This window comes from Reyranella sp. (genome assembly GCF_965228225.1).
Lineage (GTDB): Bacteria > Pseudomonadota > Alphaproteobacteria > Reyranellales > Reyranellaceae > Reyranella.
Map to the genome: position 1 here is coordinate 4,081,752 of NZ_OZ245801.1, position 14,002 is coordinate 4,095,753.

The following is a 14,002-nucleotide window of genomic DNA, read 5'->3' on the forward strand; positions in this document are numbered from 1 at the left end:
AGTGACACTACCGCTCGAGGGAGTTCGCGTCATCGAAGTGGGCCAGGCGCTGGCCGGTCCGCTGGCCGGGGTGATCCTGGCCGACATGGGCGCCGACGTGATCAAGATCGAAAAGCCCGATGGCGGCGACGATGCCCGCATCTGGGGCCCTCCCTTCGGCCCCGACGGCAAGACCTCGCTCTACTTCTATTCGCAGAACCGCAACAAGCGCTCGGTCGTGCTCGACCTCAAGCTCGCCGAAGACGTCGACAAGCTCCACAAGCTCTGCGAGACGGCCGACATCCTGATCCAGAACCTGCGGCCCGGCGTGGTCGACGAGGTCGGCATCGGTCCCGAGACCATGCTCGCGCGCCATCCGCGCCTGATCTACTGCTCGATCTGGGCCTTCGGCTACCAGGGGCCGCTGCGCATGAAGCCGGCCTTCGATCCGCTGCTGCAGGCCTATGGCGGCATGATGAGCGTGACCGGCCGGCCGGAGGATCCGCCGACCTTCTGCGGCGCCTCGATCAACGACAAGGCGACCGGCATGTTCTGCACCATCGGCGCCCTGGCGGCGCTGCGGCTGCGCGACAAGACCGGCAAGGGCTGCCTGGTCGACACGTCGCTGTTCGACTCGGCGGTCCATTGGGTCGAGGGCCAGGTGAACGGCTACATCGCCAACGGCACCGTTTCCCAGCGGCACGGCACCGGCAGCCCGGTGATCGTGCCCTACCAGACCTTCGACACGGCCGACCATCCGATCTGCCTGGCGCCCGGCAACGACCGGCTGTGGGCGCGCTGCGCCAAGGTGCTGGGCCGTGACGAATGGGCAACCGACCCGAAGTTCGCCAAGAGTGCGCAGCGTGTCGCCCACAAGGCCGAGCTGCTGCCGATGATCGCCGAGGCGCTCAAGGCGAAACCGCGCGCCGAATGGCTGGACGCCATGGAGAAGGCCGGTGTTCCCTGTGCCGCCGTAAACGATATCGGCGAGCTGGCGCGCACCGAGCAGATGGAGGCGTCGAAGCTGATCCAGCAGCTGCCCGGCGGTCCCAAGGTGGTCGGCCTGCCGATCGCCTTCGACCATGTCCGGCCGCATTCGGCGCGCTCGGCGCCGACCTTGGGCGAACATACCGACGAAGTGCTGGGAAGCCTGTCCAAGTGACCGGCGCCGCCCCGTCCTCCGCCTCAGCTTCCGGAATGGGCCTCGTCGCCCCCTGGCGCATCGGCGTCGACGTGGGCGGCACCTTCACCGACATGGTGCTGCGCGACGCCGCCGGTGCCGTGCGCATCTTCAAGTCGCCGTCGGTCCCGGCCGATCCAAGCGAGGGTGTGCTGGGCGTGCTGCGGCTGGCGGCAAAGCAACTCGACATCACCCTGACCGCCCTGCTGCGCGACTGCGCCCTGTTCGTGCACGGCTCGACGGTGGCGACCAACACGATCCTGGAGAAAAAGGGCGCCAAGGTCGGGATGCTGACGACCGAGGGCTTCCGCGATTCGCTGGAGATCCGTCGCGGCATCCGCGAGAATCAATGGGACCACCGCGCGCCGTTCCCGCAGGTGCTGGTACCGCGCTACCTGCGCCTGCCGGTGCGCGGGCGCATCGCTGCCGACGGTACCGAGTTGGCGCCGCTGAAGCCTGAAGACGTCGACGCCGCGGCCAAGGTGTTCGCCGAGGAAGGCGTCGAGTCGGTTGCGGTCTGCCTGTTCAATTCCTTCCTCGATGGCGCACACGAACGCGCCGTCGGCAGTCAGCTCGCGAAGGCGTGGAACGGCAAATGGGTCTCGCTCTCGAGCGAGGTCATGCCGACCATGGGCGAGTACGAGCGCGGCTCGACCGCTGTCGTGAACGCCTATGTGGCGCCCAAGGTGACGAGCTATCTGCGCGCCCTCGACGAACAGCTGCGCCAGTTCGGCCTGCCGCGGTCCCTGTTGCTGCTGCAGAGCAATGGCGGCGCCGTCTCCGTCGACCAGGTAGCGGCGCGGCCGGTGATGCTGGTCCTGTCCGGACCCGCGGCCGGTGTCGGCGCGCTCAAGGGCTGCGCGGCGCCCGGCGAGAAGGCCAACCTGATATCGATGGAGATCGGCGGCACGAGCTGCGACGTGATGGTGATGGCGGGCGGCGACGTGCCGGTCACCGACGAACTCACCATTGACGGCTATCATCTCACGACCCCCTCGGTGGAGATCCACACGGTCGGCGCCGGCGGCGGCACGATCGCCTGGGTCGACGATGCGGGCCTCCTGCACGCCGGCCCGCAGGGCGCGGGCGCCCGGCCCGGCCCCGCAGCCTATGGGTTGGGCGGCGAGAACCCGACCGTCACCGACGCACAGCTCGTGCTGGGCCGCCTGCGTCCCGGCCCGCTGGCCGGTGGCGCCGTCACGCTCGACGCGGCGCTCGCCCGCAAGGCCATCGAGACCAAGCTCGCCAAACCGCTCGGCCTCTCGGTCGAGGAGGCCGCGGCCGGCGTCATCCGACTGCTGGAGCAGAACCTGCTGCATGCGGTCGAGCGGCTCAGCATCGAGCGTGGCCACAATCCCGCAACCTTCACCCTCGTCGCCGCGGGCGGTGCCGGCCCGATGCACGGCACCGCCGTCGCCCGCGCCCTGGGCAGCCGCCGCGCCCTCCTGCCACGCGCCGCCGGCGCATTCTGCGCCATGGGCATGCTGCAGTCCGACGTGCGGCAGGACTATCTGCAGGTCTTCCTCGCCGATCTCGACAAGGTCGAGACCGCGACGCTCGAGGCAGGCTTCGCCCAGCTCGAAGCGCGCGCCCGCGAGGCGCTGGCGCGTGATGGTTTCGGCGAAGACGAGGTCGCGATCGAGCGCCAGCTCGACCTGCGCTACGACGGCCAGCAATGGCCGGTGCGCGCGCCGCTTTCAGCATCGGGCTTCGACGCCGCCGCGGCGCGCCAGGCGTTCGAGACCGAGCACCAGCGCCTGTTCGGCCATATCCAGCCGGGCGGCCGAATCGACATCACCGCGCTGAGAGTCGTAGGACGTGGCCGTCTCGACTGGACACCCCCCGCGGCGCGCTCAGCCCAGACCGACACGCCCCAGCCGCGCGAGACCCGCAAGGTCTGGATTGATCCCGCGACCGGCTGGCTCGACGTGCCGATCTACGACGGCGCCGACCTGCGGCCGGGCTGTCGCCTCGATGGCCCGCTGCTGGTCGAGGAACGCACGACGACGGCCTTCGTCGGCCCCCGCGACGTGCTCGAAGTCGACGAGCGCGACGATTTCCTCGTCCATGTCGGTTCAGCCTCGCCTCCCCATTCAAATGGGGAGGTGCCCGCGTCTTCGCGGGCGGAGGGGTCATGAGCCGGCCCCAGATTATTGACCCCTCCGTCGCGGATGACCGCGCCACCTCCCCATCTGAATGGGGAGGAAACTGATGGAGTCTCCATCGTGAACCTCGATCCCGTCACGCTCGCGCTGGTGCAGAACCGGCTCGACCACATCTCGCACCAGATGGGCTGGGTGATGACGCGTACGGCGCGCTCGCCGATCTTCAGCCAGAGCCACGATTTCTCCTGCTTCATCGCCGACGCACGCGGCACCCTGATCAGCCAGGCCGACGGCATCCCGATCCATACCGGCGGCGGCGGCTTCGCCGTGCGCGCCATCCTGCGCGATTTCAAGGACGCGATCGCGCCCGAGGACGTGTTCCTGCTGAACGATCCCTATACGGCAGGCGGCAACCACCTGCCCGACTGGGTGATCACACGGCCGGTGTTCGTCGGCGGCAAGCTGGTGGCCTTCGCCTGCAACCGCGCCCATCAAGCCGATATCGGGGGCGGTGCGGCCGGCACCTACAATTCAGCGGCGACCGAGATCTTCCACGAAGGCATCCGCCTGCCGGTGCTGAAGCTGATCGAAGCCGGCAAGGTCCGCGACGACCTGTGGCGCCTGCTGATGCTGAACACGCGCCTGCCCGAGGCGCTCGATGGCGACCTGCGCGCCATGATCGGCTCGACCCGCATCGGCGCGGAACGGCTGGCGCTGCTGGTCGAGGAATTGGGCGTCGATCGCGCCGACGAGTTCTTCGAGGGCGTGCTCGATCATGCCGACCGCCGTTTCCAGACCTGCATCGACCGTCTCGCGCAAGGCGTATGGAAGGGCGAGGAACCGGTCGACAACGACTGCTTCGAGCCGATCGATGCGAAGATCGCCGTCGCGATCACGGTGAAGGACCGCAAGCTGGTCGTGGATTTCGCCGGCACCTCGCCGCAGGTGCGCGGCTTCAAGAACAGCTCGATCGCCAACTCGACCTCGGCGGTCTTCATGTCGCTGGCCTCGTTCTTCGAGCCCGACCTGCCGAAGAACGAGGGCGCCTTCCGCAGCGTCGAGATCCGCCTGCCCGAGGGCACGCTGGTGAACGCGCGCATGCCCGCGCCGATGACCATGAACACCGTGTTCGTGGCGCACGAGATCATCCACGCAATGTGGAAGGCGCTGGCCCAGGCCCTGCCCGAGCGCGCCTCGGCCGGCTGGTCGAAGGCCGTGCATGCCGTCACGGCGGGCCTGCGCGAGGATGGCGGGCGCTACGTCATGTATCAGTGGGCGGGTGCGCCGGCCGGCGGCGGCGTCGAGGGCCGCGACGGCTTCCACCTGATCGGTCATCTCATCACCCTGGGCGGCCTCACCCTGCCCAACCTCGAGACCTACGAGCAGCTCTACCCCGCGCGGTTCCGCCGCCAGGAAATGCGCTGCGACACCGCCGGCCCGGGCCGCTTCCGCGGCGGTGCCGGCTGCGATTACGAGGTCGAGATCTTCACCCCGGCCGACTATGCCTTCCGTGGCGAGGGCGCCGGCGCACCCTCGAGCTTCGGCGTCGCCGGCGGACAGGCTGGCGCCGGTGGCGAGGTCGTCCTCACCCTGATCGACGGCACGCACATCCAGGCGCCGAAATACGGTGTCGAACGCCATGGTCCCGGGACCTACCGCGCGCTGTCGCCCGGCGGGGGCGGCTATGGCGATCCGAAGACGCGCGAGCCGGAGCGTGTCTTGCGCGACGTCCGCGACGGCATCGTGAGCGTCGAGAATGCGGAAAGGAACTACGCCGTCGCGATCGCTGCGAACGGCCGCAGCGTCGATGCCGCGCGCACGGCGGAGTTGCGTAAAACCCTGCCCTGAATCCGCCATCTGCCGTTCGGCTGGCGGTCGGAGGGATCGTGCTCGTCTTGCCGCGAAGCGAACTCCCGACTTAGTTTCCTCCCCGATAATGAAAACAATCAGGGAAGGACTTCACATGATCCAGCGCCGTAGTTTCGTGGCCGGCACCGCCGCCGCCCTCACCCTGCCCTCGATCGCCTTCGGGCAGAGCGGCCAGATCCGCCTCGTCGTGCCCTATGGTCCCGGCGGCTCGACCGACACGGCCGGCCGCGTCCTGGCCGAGCGCATGTCGGCCGACACCGGCAAGAACATCGTGGTCGAGAACCGGCCGGGTGGCGGCACGATGGTCGGCATGGTGAACGTCGCCAAGAGCAAGCCCGACGGCACCAGCCTGATGATCCTGACGACCACGGCGGCGCTGCAGCCGGCGTTCGACATCCCGATGCCGATCGACCCGCAGAAGGACCTCGCGATGGTGGCGCAGCTCGCCGACATCCCGTGCGTGCTCGCGGTCAATGCCAACAACCCGGCCAAGACCTTCGCCGAGTTCATCGAATGGGTGAAGGCGCAGCCCGGCCCCGTCCACTATTCGACCTCCAGCTCGGGCGGCCTGCCGCATCTCTGGGGCGAGGTGATCGCCACGCGCACCAACGGCAAGCTCCAGCACATCCCCTACAAGGCCGCTGCCGAGGCGCTGCGCGATGCGGTCGCCGGCCACGTGCCGGCCTTCGTCGATGTGACCACGCCGGTCGACGGTCAGATCCGCGCCGGCACGATGCGCGGCCTCATCTGCGGCGCCAAGAGCCGCGTCGCCAACATCCCGGACGTGCCGGTCGCAAGCGAGCTCGGCGCGCCTGAACTCGAGGCAGCCGTCTATTTCGGCGTGGCGACGACGGCGGGCACGCCGCCGGAAATCATCCAGCAGCTCAACGCCGCGGTGAATGCCGCGCTGAAGGCCGAGGCGGTGCGCGAGAGGCTCACGTCGCTCGGCTTCATCCCGACCGGCGGCACGCCCGAGGCCTACGCCAAGCGTCTCGCCGACGAGACCGTGCGCTGGCGCAAGGTGATCAAGGACGCGAAGATCCCGGCGCCGACCTGAACGGCTGGCTCGGGTGCGCCCGGTCTAGAACGAGCCGGTGAACTCGAACTCGATCGAGTTCCTCACATTGTCGATCTTCCATGAGCTGAGGCGGCGCAGGAAGCTCTGCCCCAGCAGGGCCCGGCTGCGGGCCGGGCTGACTGAGGCCATGACATTCTCCATCGTGCGCTCGCCGATCCTGATCGAGCGCAGCCGCACGATGCGCTGCTGAAGTCCGCTGCCGTCGGCCAGGGTGAAGCGCCTCTGGCCCAGCGAATCGGCCTCGGTGAGGGTGCCGCTGCGCCTCAGCTCCTCGGCGAGTTCCTCCGGGATCTGGACGTTGGCCGCGCCCGAATCGACGATGAAGTACGCCATCGAGGTGCCGTTCACGGTGGCCGGCAGGACGAACACGCCGCCCATCCTCTGGAACCGCTCCGTGGCCCGCGCCAGCGCCGCATCCTCGAGGGCCTTGGCGCTCGGCGTCCCCGACGCGGGATCGCCGCCGCAAGGTGTCCAGCCCGGAGACGCCCCTTCGACGGGCCCGTAGCAATAGTTCGAGGCCGACAGCAGCTTCGAATAGGTGTCACGCTGCTCGCAGGCGGCAATTGCTTCAAGCGCGGGCGTCGCCGGCGCGCGGCAGGCGGCATTGCTCGTCTGCCATTGCGCAATGAACTGCGCCGCCTCCTGTGACTGCGCCTGCACTGCCGCAACTTCCAAGAGCAGTGTCGCGGTAAGCGTCGCCAGGAAGAGTATCTGTCTCATCGCTTCCGTCCCGATCACGATTGCGGCCGGTTGGACACTTCCGCGCTCAACCTGTACGAAGTCTATACCATCGCCCACCAAATGGTCGGCCTGCGATGGCTGAGAGATGCATGTGCTCCCGCCCGCGAACCGAGGCGACCGCATCTGGACCGGCCCGAGTTGCCGGTCTCGTTCTCGAACTTCCTCGTTCTCTCGAACGCCGGCTGTGCAATCCTGCGCGCGCCGAGCTGACAAGGGCCGCACGGCCCCGAAGGACATTCTCATGGAAATGCCAAAGAACATCTCCACCCTGATCTGGAGCGCCGTCGGCGGCGCCGTGCTCTGCGCGGTCGTCGGATTCACCTGGGGCGGTTGGGTCACCGGCGGAACGGCCCGCAAGGAGTCTGCCACGGCGGTCCGCGACGCCGTCGTCGTTGCCCTGGCACCGATCTGCGTCGACCGCTTCAACCGGCAGCCCGACGCGGCAATGAAGATCACCGAACTCAGCAAGGCCAGCACCTGGGACCGCGGCAACGTGATCGCCAAGAGCGGCTTCGCCACGATGCCGGGCGCCAAGGACGCCGAGTCCGACGTGGCGCGCGCCTGCGCCGAGATCCTGGCAAACCCGCCCACGCCCAAGAGCTAGGCGGCCAAGGTCCGAAACAATACGACGCCGGTCTCCTGGGCCGGCGTCGCTTACTTGCGCCGCGCCTTCGTCACGGCCTTGCGCGGCTTCTTCCGGGTGGCGGCGTCGACTTCGTCGAACGCTTCCTTCATGGTCATCAGCGCATTGGTCGCGGCCGGAAAGCCGCAATAGGCGATCATCTGGGTGATGATCTCGGTCACTTCGGCGCGCGACGCGCCGCAGCGCAAGGCCGCCTTCACATGCAGCTTCAGCTCCACCAGGGAAAAGCCCTGCACGGTGAGCGCCGCCACGGTGCAGAGTTCGCGCGTCTTCAGATCGATGACGTCGCGCGTATAGAGTTCGCCGAACGGGAAGGTGACATTCACCCACGCGAATTCCGGCGCCAGCGCCTTGATGTTGCGAATGTAGGAATCCGCCATCGGCCCGAGCTGCTTGCGGATTTCATGCATACCCCGCTGATACTCAGCCGAGCTCTCGTCGTGCTGGTTCGCCACGCTCTTCTTGGTTCGTGCCATGGATGCCCTCGCTTTCGGAGAGGACCCTAACCGCACTCCCCCACGCGGAGAAGCTTCAAACCTGGCACCACCGGGGCCACGACACGCCTCCCGCGCTCGGGCATAGTCATCACCAACTTGGGCTGGGGAGATATCGGATGAGCGACCCGAAGAACGGCGCGCACCTGCTGGTGCGCAACCTCGAGGCGCAGGGCGTCGAATACATATTCGGCATTCCCGGCGCCAAGATCGACCCCGTCTTCGACGCGCTGGTCGAATCGAAGATCAAGCTGGTCGTCTGCCGGCACGAGCAGAACGCCACCTTCATCGCGGGCGGGCTGGGCCGGCTGACCGGCAAGGCGGGCGTCGTGCTCGTGACCTCGGGACCGGGCGTGTCCAACCTGGCCACCGGACTCGCCACGGCCAATACAGAGGGCGATCCCGTAGTGGCGCTGGGCGGTGCCGTGCCCATCGCCGACCGGCTGAAGCAGGCGCACCAGAGCATGGACACGGTGGCGCTGCTGCGGCCCATCACCAAGTATGCGGCGGAGATCGACTCGCCGTCGGCGATCTCCGAAGTGACGGCCGCCGCGTTCCGCGCCGCCGAGTCCGGCCGCCCGGGCACCGCCTTCATCGGATTGCCAAAGGACGTCATGAAGGCCCCCGCTCCCGGCGCCGTGCTCACCCCGGCAACCATCCCGGCGATGGGCGCCGCCGACACTGAGGCGATCGCCGCCGCCGCCGCCCTGATCGAGGCGGCGCAACGGCCGGTGATGCTGCTCGGCATGCTGGCCAGCCAGGGGCCCGTCGCCCAGGCGGTGCGCGCATTGCTTGCCCGTACGCGCCTCGCCGTCGCCGGCACCTATCAGGCCGCAGGGGTGGTTCCGCGCGACCGGCTCGACTGTTTCGGCGGACGGGTCGGCCTGTTCCACAACCAGCCGGCCGACCGGCTGCTCGACGAGGCCGACCTGGTGATCACCGTGGGCTTCGACCCCGTCGAATACGACCCCGCGCTCTGGAATGCCGGCCGCAAGCGCAAGCTGATCCACATCGACTGCATTCCGGCGGACTACGACCAACACTACCGTCCGGATATCGAGCTGATGGGCAACAGCGCGGCCACCCTGCGGGCCCTGTCGGCCCTCGTGCAGCCGAAGGACCGCCCGATGCAGTCCGACCTGCTGGCCGAGATTCATCGCGAGCGCGCGACTGTAGCCGCCGAGGCAGCCAAACGCTCCGGCGCGCCCGTCCACCCACTGCGGCTAGTTTACGAGTTGCAGAAGCTGATCGACGAGGATGTGACGCTCTGCTCCGACATGGGCTCCTTTCATATCTGGATGGCGCGGCATCTCATCAGCCACCGGCCGCGGCAGATCATGATCAGCAACGGGCAGCAGACTTTGGGCGTCGCCCTCCCGTGGGGAATCGCTGCCTGCCTGGCCGAGCCCGGCCGCAAGGTTCTGTCGGTGTCGGGCGACGGCGGCTTCCTGTTCTCTGCCGTCGAACTCGAGACGGCGGTGCGCCTCAAGTGCAACTTCGTGCATCTGGTCTGGATCGACGGCAGCTACAACATGGTCGGGATTCAGGAGGTCGCCGCCTATGGCCGCGATTCAGGCGTGCATTTCGGCCCTGTCGACCTGGTGAAGTTCGCCGAGTCGATGGGCGCGCAAGGCCTCATGATCAAGGACGCCGATGACGTCGGCCCGACGCTGCGCAAGGCGATGGCGATCGACGGTCCGGTGCTGGTCGGCGTGCATGTCGACTATCGCGACAATCCCAGCCTGATGGCCGCGATGCACGAGGACGTCATCATCTGACGCCCTCGTCGATCACGGTCCACGGTCAGCGCAGACCGTAGGACCGGCGGCCGGCCGAGGTCAGGTCGACCGCCCAGGCGCCGAGCAGGCAGAGGAAGGCCAGGACCGCACCGAGCGCGCGGACATGGTTCCACGACGCCCAGGGCACGGAGAAGTCCTTCCAGTAGCTCGCGGCGTTGGCATCGGCGCCGGCCACCGTGGCGAGGGTCTCGTTCAACGGCACGTTGACCTGCAGGGTGACGCCGATCACCGCGGCGGCATGGATCAGCGCGGCCAGGGCGGCGAGCCGCGCCGCACCGCGATGACCGGCCGAGCGGGCGCCCAGCGCCGCCAGCAGAGGCAGGATCAGGGCCCCGAAGAAGACGACGGCGAAGAGGGGACTGCGCACGATGGTGTTGATGCCGTGCATCGAATTGACCGCCGACATGGCGCCGCCGAGATCGAGACCCGGCATGACGATGGTCGAGAAGGAATAGAAGATGCCCGCGTTGAGCGCGGTGCACAGCAAGGCGAGGACGAAGAAGACGTGGCGCATCCCTGAAACTCCGCTGACCCACCCTACGAAGCAGCAGCCCTAGCCGAGGCCGTTGCCGCCGTAAAGCCACTCCAGAGAGTCTAGCCACTGATCCTGCGTCCGCGCCCCCATCATCGCATTGCGCAATGCCGCGTGCGGGCCGGCCGGATGATAGACATGATCGCCCATCGCGCGAGACATCAGCTGCGTTCTCGCCGTGCGCAGGACGCGGCGGTCGCGATAGGTGACGAGGCCGCTCTCGACGGAAGCGCTGCGGGACAGCGAATCGGCGAGGCAGACGGCATCCTCCATCGCCATGCATCCTCCCTGTGACATGTACTGCAGCATGGGGTGTGCAGCGTCTCCCAGCAGCGCCACCCGTCCATCGACCCACCGGTCGACCGGATCACGGTCACAGAGAACCCACATGTGCCAGTTTCGGCCCCGGCCTATGATGTTCTGGGCTCGTTCACAGACATGGGCGAAACCCTTGCGCACCTCTTCCGTAGCGACGGGTCTGCCGGCGACGGGTTCGGGCGCATGGTTGTGATAAGTCACGACGAGGTTGAAGAGTTTCCAGCCCGAGAGCGGGTAGTGGACGATATGGCACTTCGGCCCGGCCCAAAGGGTGGCGGCGTTCCAGCGCAGGCCCTCCGGCATCGCTTCGGTCGGGATCACCGAGCGGTAGGTCGTATGGCCCGAGACGCGCGGCGGCCCGTCATTGGCGACCTGCACCCGCACATTCGACCACAGCCCGTCGGCGCCGATCAGGGCCCGCCCCCTCACCGTCTCGCCGCTGCGGAGCCGGGCGGTGACGGAAGTGCCATCCTGGTCGTAGCCGGTGACCTCAGCGCTGGTGCGCAGCTCGATCAGGGGATGATCCTCGCACCCCTTCAGCAGTACGCCGTGAAGATCGCCGCGATGCACGACGGCGTAGGGGTTGCCGAAGCGCGCGCGAAACCGCTCGCCGAGATCGATGTGGCAGATTTCGCCGTCGGCCAGCGCATCCATCAGGCGAAGCTGGTCGATATAGACCGCCATGCCGCGCGCCGCCTCGCCGACGCCGAGCCAGTCGAAACAGTGGAAGGCGTTGGGCCCGAGCTGGATGCCCGCGCCGATTTCCCCGAGGCGGCCGGCTTTCTCGAGCACCTGCGAGGCGATGCCCTTCTGGGCGAGGGCCAGCGCCGCCGCGAGTCCGCCGATGCCGCCGCCGGCGATGAGGATCCTATCGGGGACCACCGATGACCTTGTCGTCGTGCAACCGGGCAATCTCGTGCCCGGGCAGGCCGAGGATACCGGCAAGGATCTCGTCCGTATGCTGGCCGAGGACGGGCGCCGGCTGCGGCGGCTGCCGCGGCACGGCGCCAAACTGCATCGGCGAGGCGGCGACGGGATAGCGGCCGATGCCGGGCTGGTCGAGGATGGTGAACATCGGATTGTCGAGCACGTTCACCCGGTCGGCGGCCAACTCGCGAAATGTCTGGTAGGGCGACCAGAGGGCGCCGGCCTTCTTCAGGGCGGCGGAAACCTCCGCCGCATCGTGGGCCGCCACCCACGGCTCGATCACGGCGATGAGCTGCTGGCGGGCGTCCCAGCGGCCGGCATCGCTCTTGAGATCGACACCCGTCTCGACCTCGATCTTCCTGAAGGCGTCCGCGAAGCCGCCCGCCGCCGCCAGCGCATCGACATGGCGGTCAGAGAAGATGCAGATCATGACGAAGCGGCCATCCTTGGTGCGAAAGTCGCGGCCGAAGGTGCCGAAGATTTCGTTGCCGAAGCGCGGCCGGTCGACATCGTTCACGACCGCTTCGCCGATGTAGCCCAGCGCCGAGGTGGTCGCGAGCGCCATGTCCTGCAGCGGCAGCACGATCTTCTGCCCCTGCCCCGTCATGCGGCGATGGCGCTCGGCGGCGAGAAGCGAGAGGGCGCCGGCATAGGCGGCGGCGAGATCCCAGGGCGGACAGACCGCGTTCACCGGTCCTTCATGGCCGACCGGACCGGTGACCATGGGGAAGCCGGTGATGGCGTTCACCGTGTAGTCGACATGGGCCGAACCGTCGCGCGCGCCGATAATGTTGAGGGCGATAAGGTCGGCACGCTTCTTCGCCAGCTCCTCGTAGGCGAGCCAGCCGCGCGCCGGCATGTTGGTGGTGAAGATGCCCGCGCCCTCGCCCGGTGCGGTGATCAGCGCCGTGAGCAACTCGCGACCCTTGGGATTGCGCAGGTCCACAGCGATCGAGCGTTTGCCCTTGTTGAGGCCGGCCCAGTAGATCGAGCGGCCGTCTTCCGTGACCGGCCAACGCTCATTGTCGAGACCGCCCTTGATATCGTCGAAGCGGATCACGTCGGCGCCCATCTGGGCGAGCGTCATGCCGCCCAGCGGCGCGGCGATGAACGCCGAGCCCTCGACGATGCGGAGGCCCGCAAGAATGCCTGTCATGAACGTTTCCCGTATCTATTGATTATCGTGTTACTTGCGGCCGAGCGTGTGCTCGCGCTTCTCCAGCCACCAGCCGTATTCCGGCGTCCACAGGTCGAAGTCGGGATCGCACCCCAGCGCCTGCGCGGCGTGCAGCGCCCAGAACGGCTCGTAGAGCGCCTGGCGGCCGATCGCGATCAGGTCGGCATCGCCCGACTGCAGGATCGCCTCGGCCTGCGGCCCGTCGAGGATGAGGCCGACGGCCATCGTCGCGATGCCGGCCTGCTTCTTCACGGCCGAAGCGAACGGCACCTGGAAGCCGAGCCCGCGCTTGACGCCGGCCGCGGTCGCGGCACCCGCGATGCCGCCGGAGGAGCAGTCGATCACGTCGACGCCGATCGCCTTCAGCTCCTGGGCGAACGCCACCGTATCGTCGACGTCCCAGCCGCCGCCCCCATCGACGGCGGAGACGCGCACGAACAGCGGCTTGCTCTCCGGCCATGCCTGCCGCACGGCCCGCGCCACGTCGAGCGGGAAGCGCATGCGGCCGGCGCGGTCGCCGCCATACTGATCGTTGCGCGTGTTGCTGATCGGCGAGAGGAACTGCGCGAGCAGATAACCGTGCGCACCGTGCACCTCGAGCACGTCGTAGCCGGCGGCATCGGCGCGCTTCGCAGCGGCGGCGAACTTCTGCACCAGCTCCTCGATTTCGGCGACCGACAGGGCCCGCGGTTTCAGCCAACCCTCGGCCGCTGCGAGGTCGGTGGGGCCGACCACTTCCCATTTCTTCCAGCCTGCGCCTTCCGGTCCGAACTGGCCGCGCTTGTCGAAGGTGCGCGGCGTCGAGCCCTTGCGACCCGAATGGGTGATCTGGGTCGCCGACAGCACGCCCTCGCCGCGGATGAAATCGGTCAGTCGCTTGTGGCTCGCGATCTGGCCGTCGTCCCACAGGCCGAGATCGCCTTGCGTGACCCTGCCGCGCGGTTCGACGGCGCAGTTCTCGGTGAATACGGTGCCGAACCTGCCCAGCGCGAACTTGCCGAGGTGAACGAGGTGGAAGTCGTTCACCAGCCCGTCCGTCGCGCGGAACTGGACCATGGGGGAAACGACGCAGCGATTGGGTGCGGTGACGCCGCGCATCTTGAGCGGCGTGAAGAGAAGCGGTTTCTGCAAAGGTCGGTCCCCCGGACGGGATGGCTTTC

At 68.2% G+C, this 14,002-nt stretch carries 12 protein-coding genes; 6 read left to right on the forward strand and 6 right to left on the reverse strand.

Annotated features, from left to right (window positions below):
* The first annotated feature begins 1 nt into the window (after nt 1).
* The 4 genes from ACO07K_RS19830 (at nt 2) to ACO07K_RS19845 (ending at nt 6,190) form a co-directional block, all read left to right on the forward strand.
* Complete coding sequence (locus ACO07K_RS19830) at nt 2–1,141, forward strand: CaiB/BaiF CoA transferase family protein (RefSeq protein WP_422030847.1); 1,140 nt, start codon at nt 2–4, stop codon at nt 1,139–1,141.
* On the forward strand, nt 1,138–3,297 hold the full coding sequence (locus ACO07K_RS19835) for a hydantoinase/oxoprolinase family protein (RefSeq protein ID WP_422030849.1): 2,160 nt from the start codon (nt 1,138–1,140) through the stop codon (nt 3,295–3,297). The genes ACO07K_RS19830 and ACO07K_RS19835 overlap by 4 nt, the downstream gene beginning before the upstream one ends.
* An 87-nt stretch (nt 3,298–3,384) precedes the next feature.
* Nucleotides 3,385–5,112, forward strand: coding sequence for a hydantoinase B/oxoprolinase family protein (locus ACO07K_RS19840; RefSeq protein WP_422030851.1), 1,728 nt, complete (start codon nt 3,385–3,387; stop codon nt 5,110–5,112).
* Between the two features lie 115 nt (nt 5,113–5,227).
* Nucleotides 5,228–6,190: a Bug family tripartite tricarboxylate transporter substrate binding protein gene (locus ACO07K_RS19845; RefSeq protein WP_422030853.1), complete on the forward strand. Its 963-nt coding sequence runs from the start codon at nt 5,228–5,230 to the stop codon at nt 6,188–6,190.
* Between the two features lie 24 nt (nt 6,191–6,214).
* Here ACO07K_RS19845 and ACO07K_RS19850 read toward each other — a convergent pair whose 3' ends face one another.
* Nucleotides 6,215–6,931 (reverse strand): retropepsin-like aspartic protease family protein, encoded by a 717-nt coding sequence (locus tag ACO07K_RS19850; protein WP_422030855.1) that lies wholly within the window; start codon nt 6,929–6,931, stop codon nt 6,215–6,217.
* Between the two features lie 262 nt (nt 6,932–7,193).
* Here ACO07K_RS19850 and ACO07K_RS19855 point away from each other — a divergent pair, with 262 nt between their 5' ends.
* The gene (locus tag ACO07K_RS19855) at nt 7,194–7,556 is read left to right on the forward strand and encodes a hypothetical protein (protein ID WP_422030857.1); all 363 of its coding nucleotides are present in this window, start codon (nt 7,194–7,196) and stop codon (nt 7,554–7,556) included.
* 50 nt (nt 7,557–7,606) lie between these two features.
* Here ACO07K_RS19855 and ACO07K_RS19860 read toward each other — a convergent pair whose 3' ends face one another.
* A complete protein-coding gene (locus tag ACO07K_RS19860) occupies nt 7,607–8,071 on the reverse strand; it encodes a carboxymuconolactone decarboxylase family protein (protein WP_422030859.1) in 465 nt (154 codons plus the stop codon).
* A 137-nt stretch (nt 8,072–8,208) separates the two neighbouring features.
* On the opposite strand from ACO07K_RS19860, the gene alsS reads away from it, so the two are divergent.
* Nucleotides 8,209–9,867, forward strand: coding sequence for an acetolactate synthase AlsS (gene alsS, locus ACO07K_RS19865; protein ID WP_422030861.1), 1,659 nt, complete (start codon nt 8,209–8,211; stop codon nt 9,865–9,867).
* Between the two features lie 25 nt (nt 9,868–9,892).
* On the opposite strand, the gene ACO07K_RS19870 is transcribed toward alsS, so the two are convergent.
* From ACO07K_RS19870 to ACO07K_RS19885, 4 genes are read right to left on the reverse strand one after another with little or no spacing between them, the layout of a single operon-like run.
* The gene (locus ACO07K_RS19870; RefSeq protein WP_422030863.1) at nt 9,893–10,402 is read right to left on the reverse strand and encodes a DUF1772 domain-containing protein; all 510 of its coding nucleotides are present in this window, start codon (nt 10,400–10,402) and stop codon (nt 9,893–9,895) included.
* A gap of 39 nt (nt 10,403–10,441) precedes the next feature.
* A complete protein-coding gene (locus tag ACO07K_RS19875; protein ID WP_422030865.1) occupies nt 10,442–11,620 on the reverse strand; it encodes a 3-hydroxybenzoate 6-monooxygenase in 1,179 nt (392 codons plus the stop codon).
* Entirely contained in the window at nt 11,607–12,821 is a 1,215-nt protein-coding gene (locus ACO07K_RS19880) for a CoA transferase (protein WP_422030867.1), read from the reverse strand. The genes ACO07K_RS19875 and ACO07K_RS19880 overlap by 14 nt, the downstream gene beginning before the upstream one ends.
* A 30-nt stretch (nt 12,822–12,851) precedes the next feature.
* Nucleotides 12,852–13,973, reverse strand: a complete 1,122-nt coding sequence (locus ACO07K_RS19885; protein ID WP_422030869.1) for an NADH:flavin oxidoreductase/NADH oxidase — start codon at nt 13,971–13,973, stop codon at nt 12,852–12,854.
* Between the last annotated feature and the right edge of the window lie 29 nt (nt 13,974–14,002).

What these genes read in the sequence shown, in the direction of transcription:
- ACO07K_RS19880 (WP_422030867.1), bottom strand. Translation starts at nt 12,821, where the DNA reads ATGACAGGCATTCTTGCGGGCCTCCGCATCGTCGAGGGCTCGGCGTTC.
- ACO07K_RS19870 (WP_422030863.1), bottom strand. Translation starts at nt 10,402, where the DNA reads ATGCGCCACGTCTTCTTCGTCCTCGCCTTGCTGTGCACCGCGCTCAAC.
- ACO07K_RS19845 (WP_422030853.1), top strand. Translation starts at nt 5,228, where the DNA reads ATGATCCAGCGCCGTAGTTTCGTGGCCGGCACCGCCGCCGCCCTCACC.
- alsS (WP_422030861.1), top strand. Translation starts at nt 8,209, where the DNA reads ATGAGCGACCCGAAGAACGGCGCGCACCTGCTGGTGCGCAACCTCGAG.
- ACO07K_RS19850 (WP_422030855.1), bottom strand. Translation starts at nt 6,931, where the DNA reads ATGAGACAGATACTCTTCCTGGCGACGCTTACCGCGACACTGCTCTTG.
- ACO07K_RS19860 (WP_422030859.1), bottom strand. Translation starts at nt 8,071, where the DNA reads ATGGCACGAACCAAGAAGAGCGTGGCGAACCAGCACGACGAGAGCTCG.
- ACO07K_RS19855 (WP_422030857.1), top strand. Translation starts at nt 7,194, where the DNA reads ATGGAAATGCCAAAGAACATCTCCACCCTGATCTGGAGCGCCGTCGGC.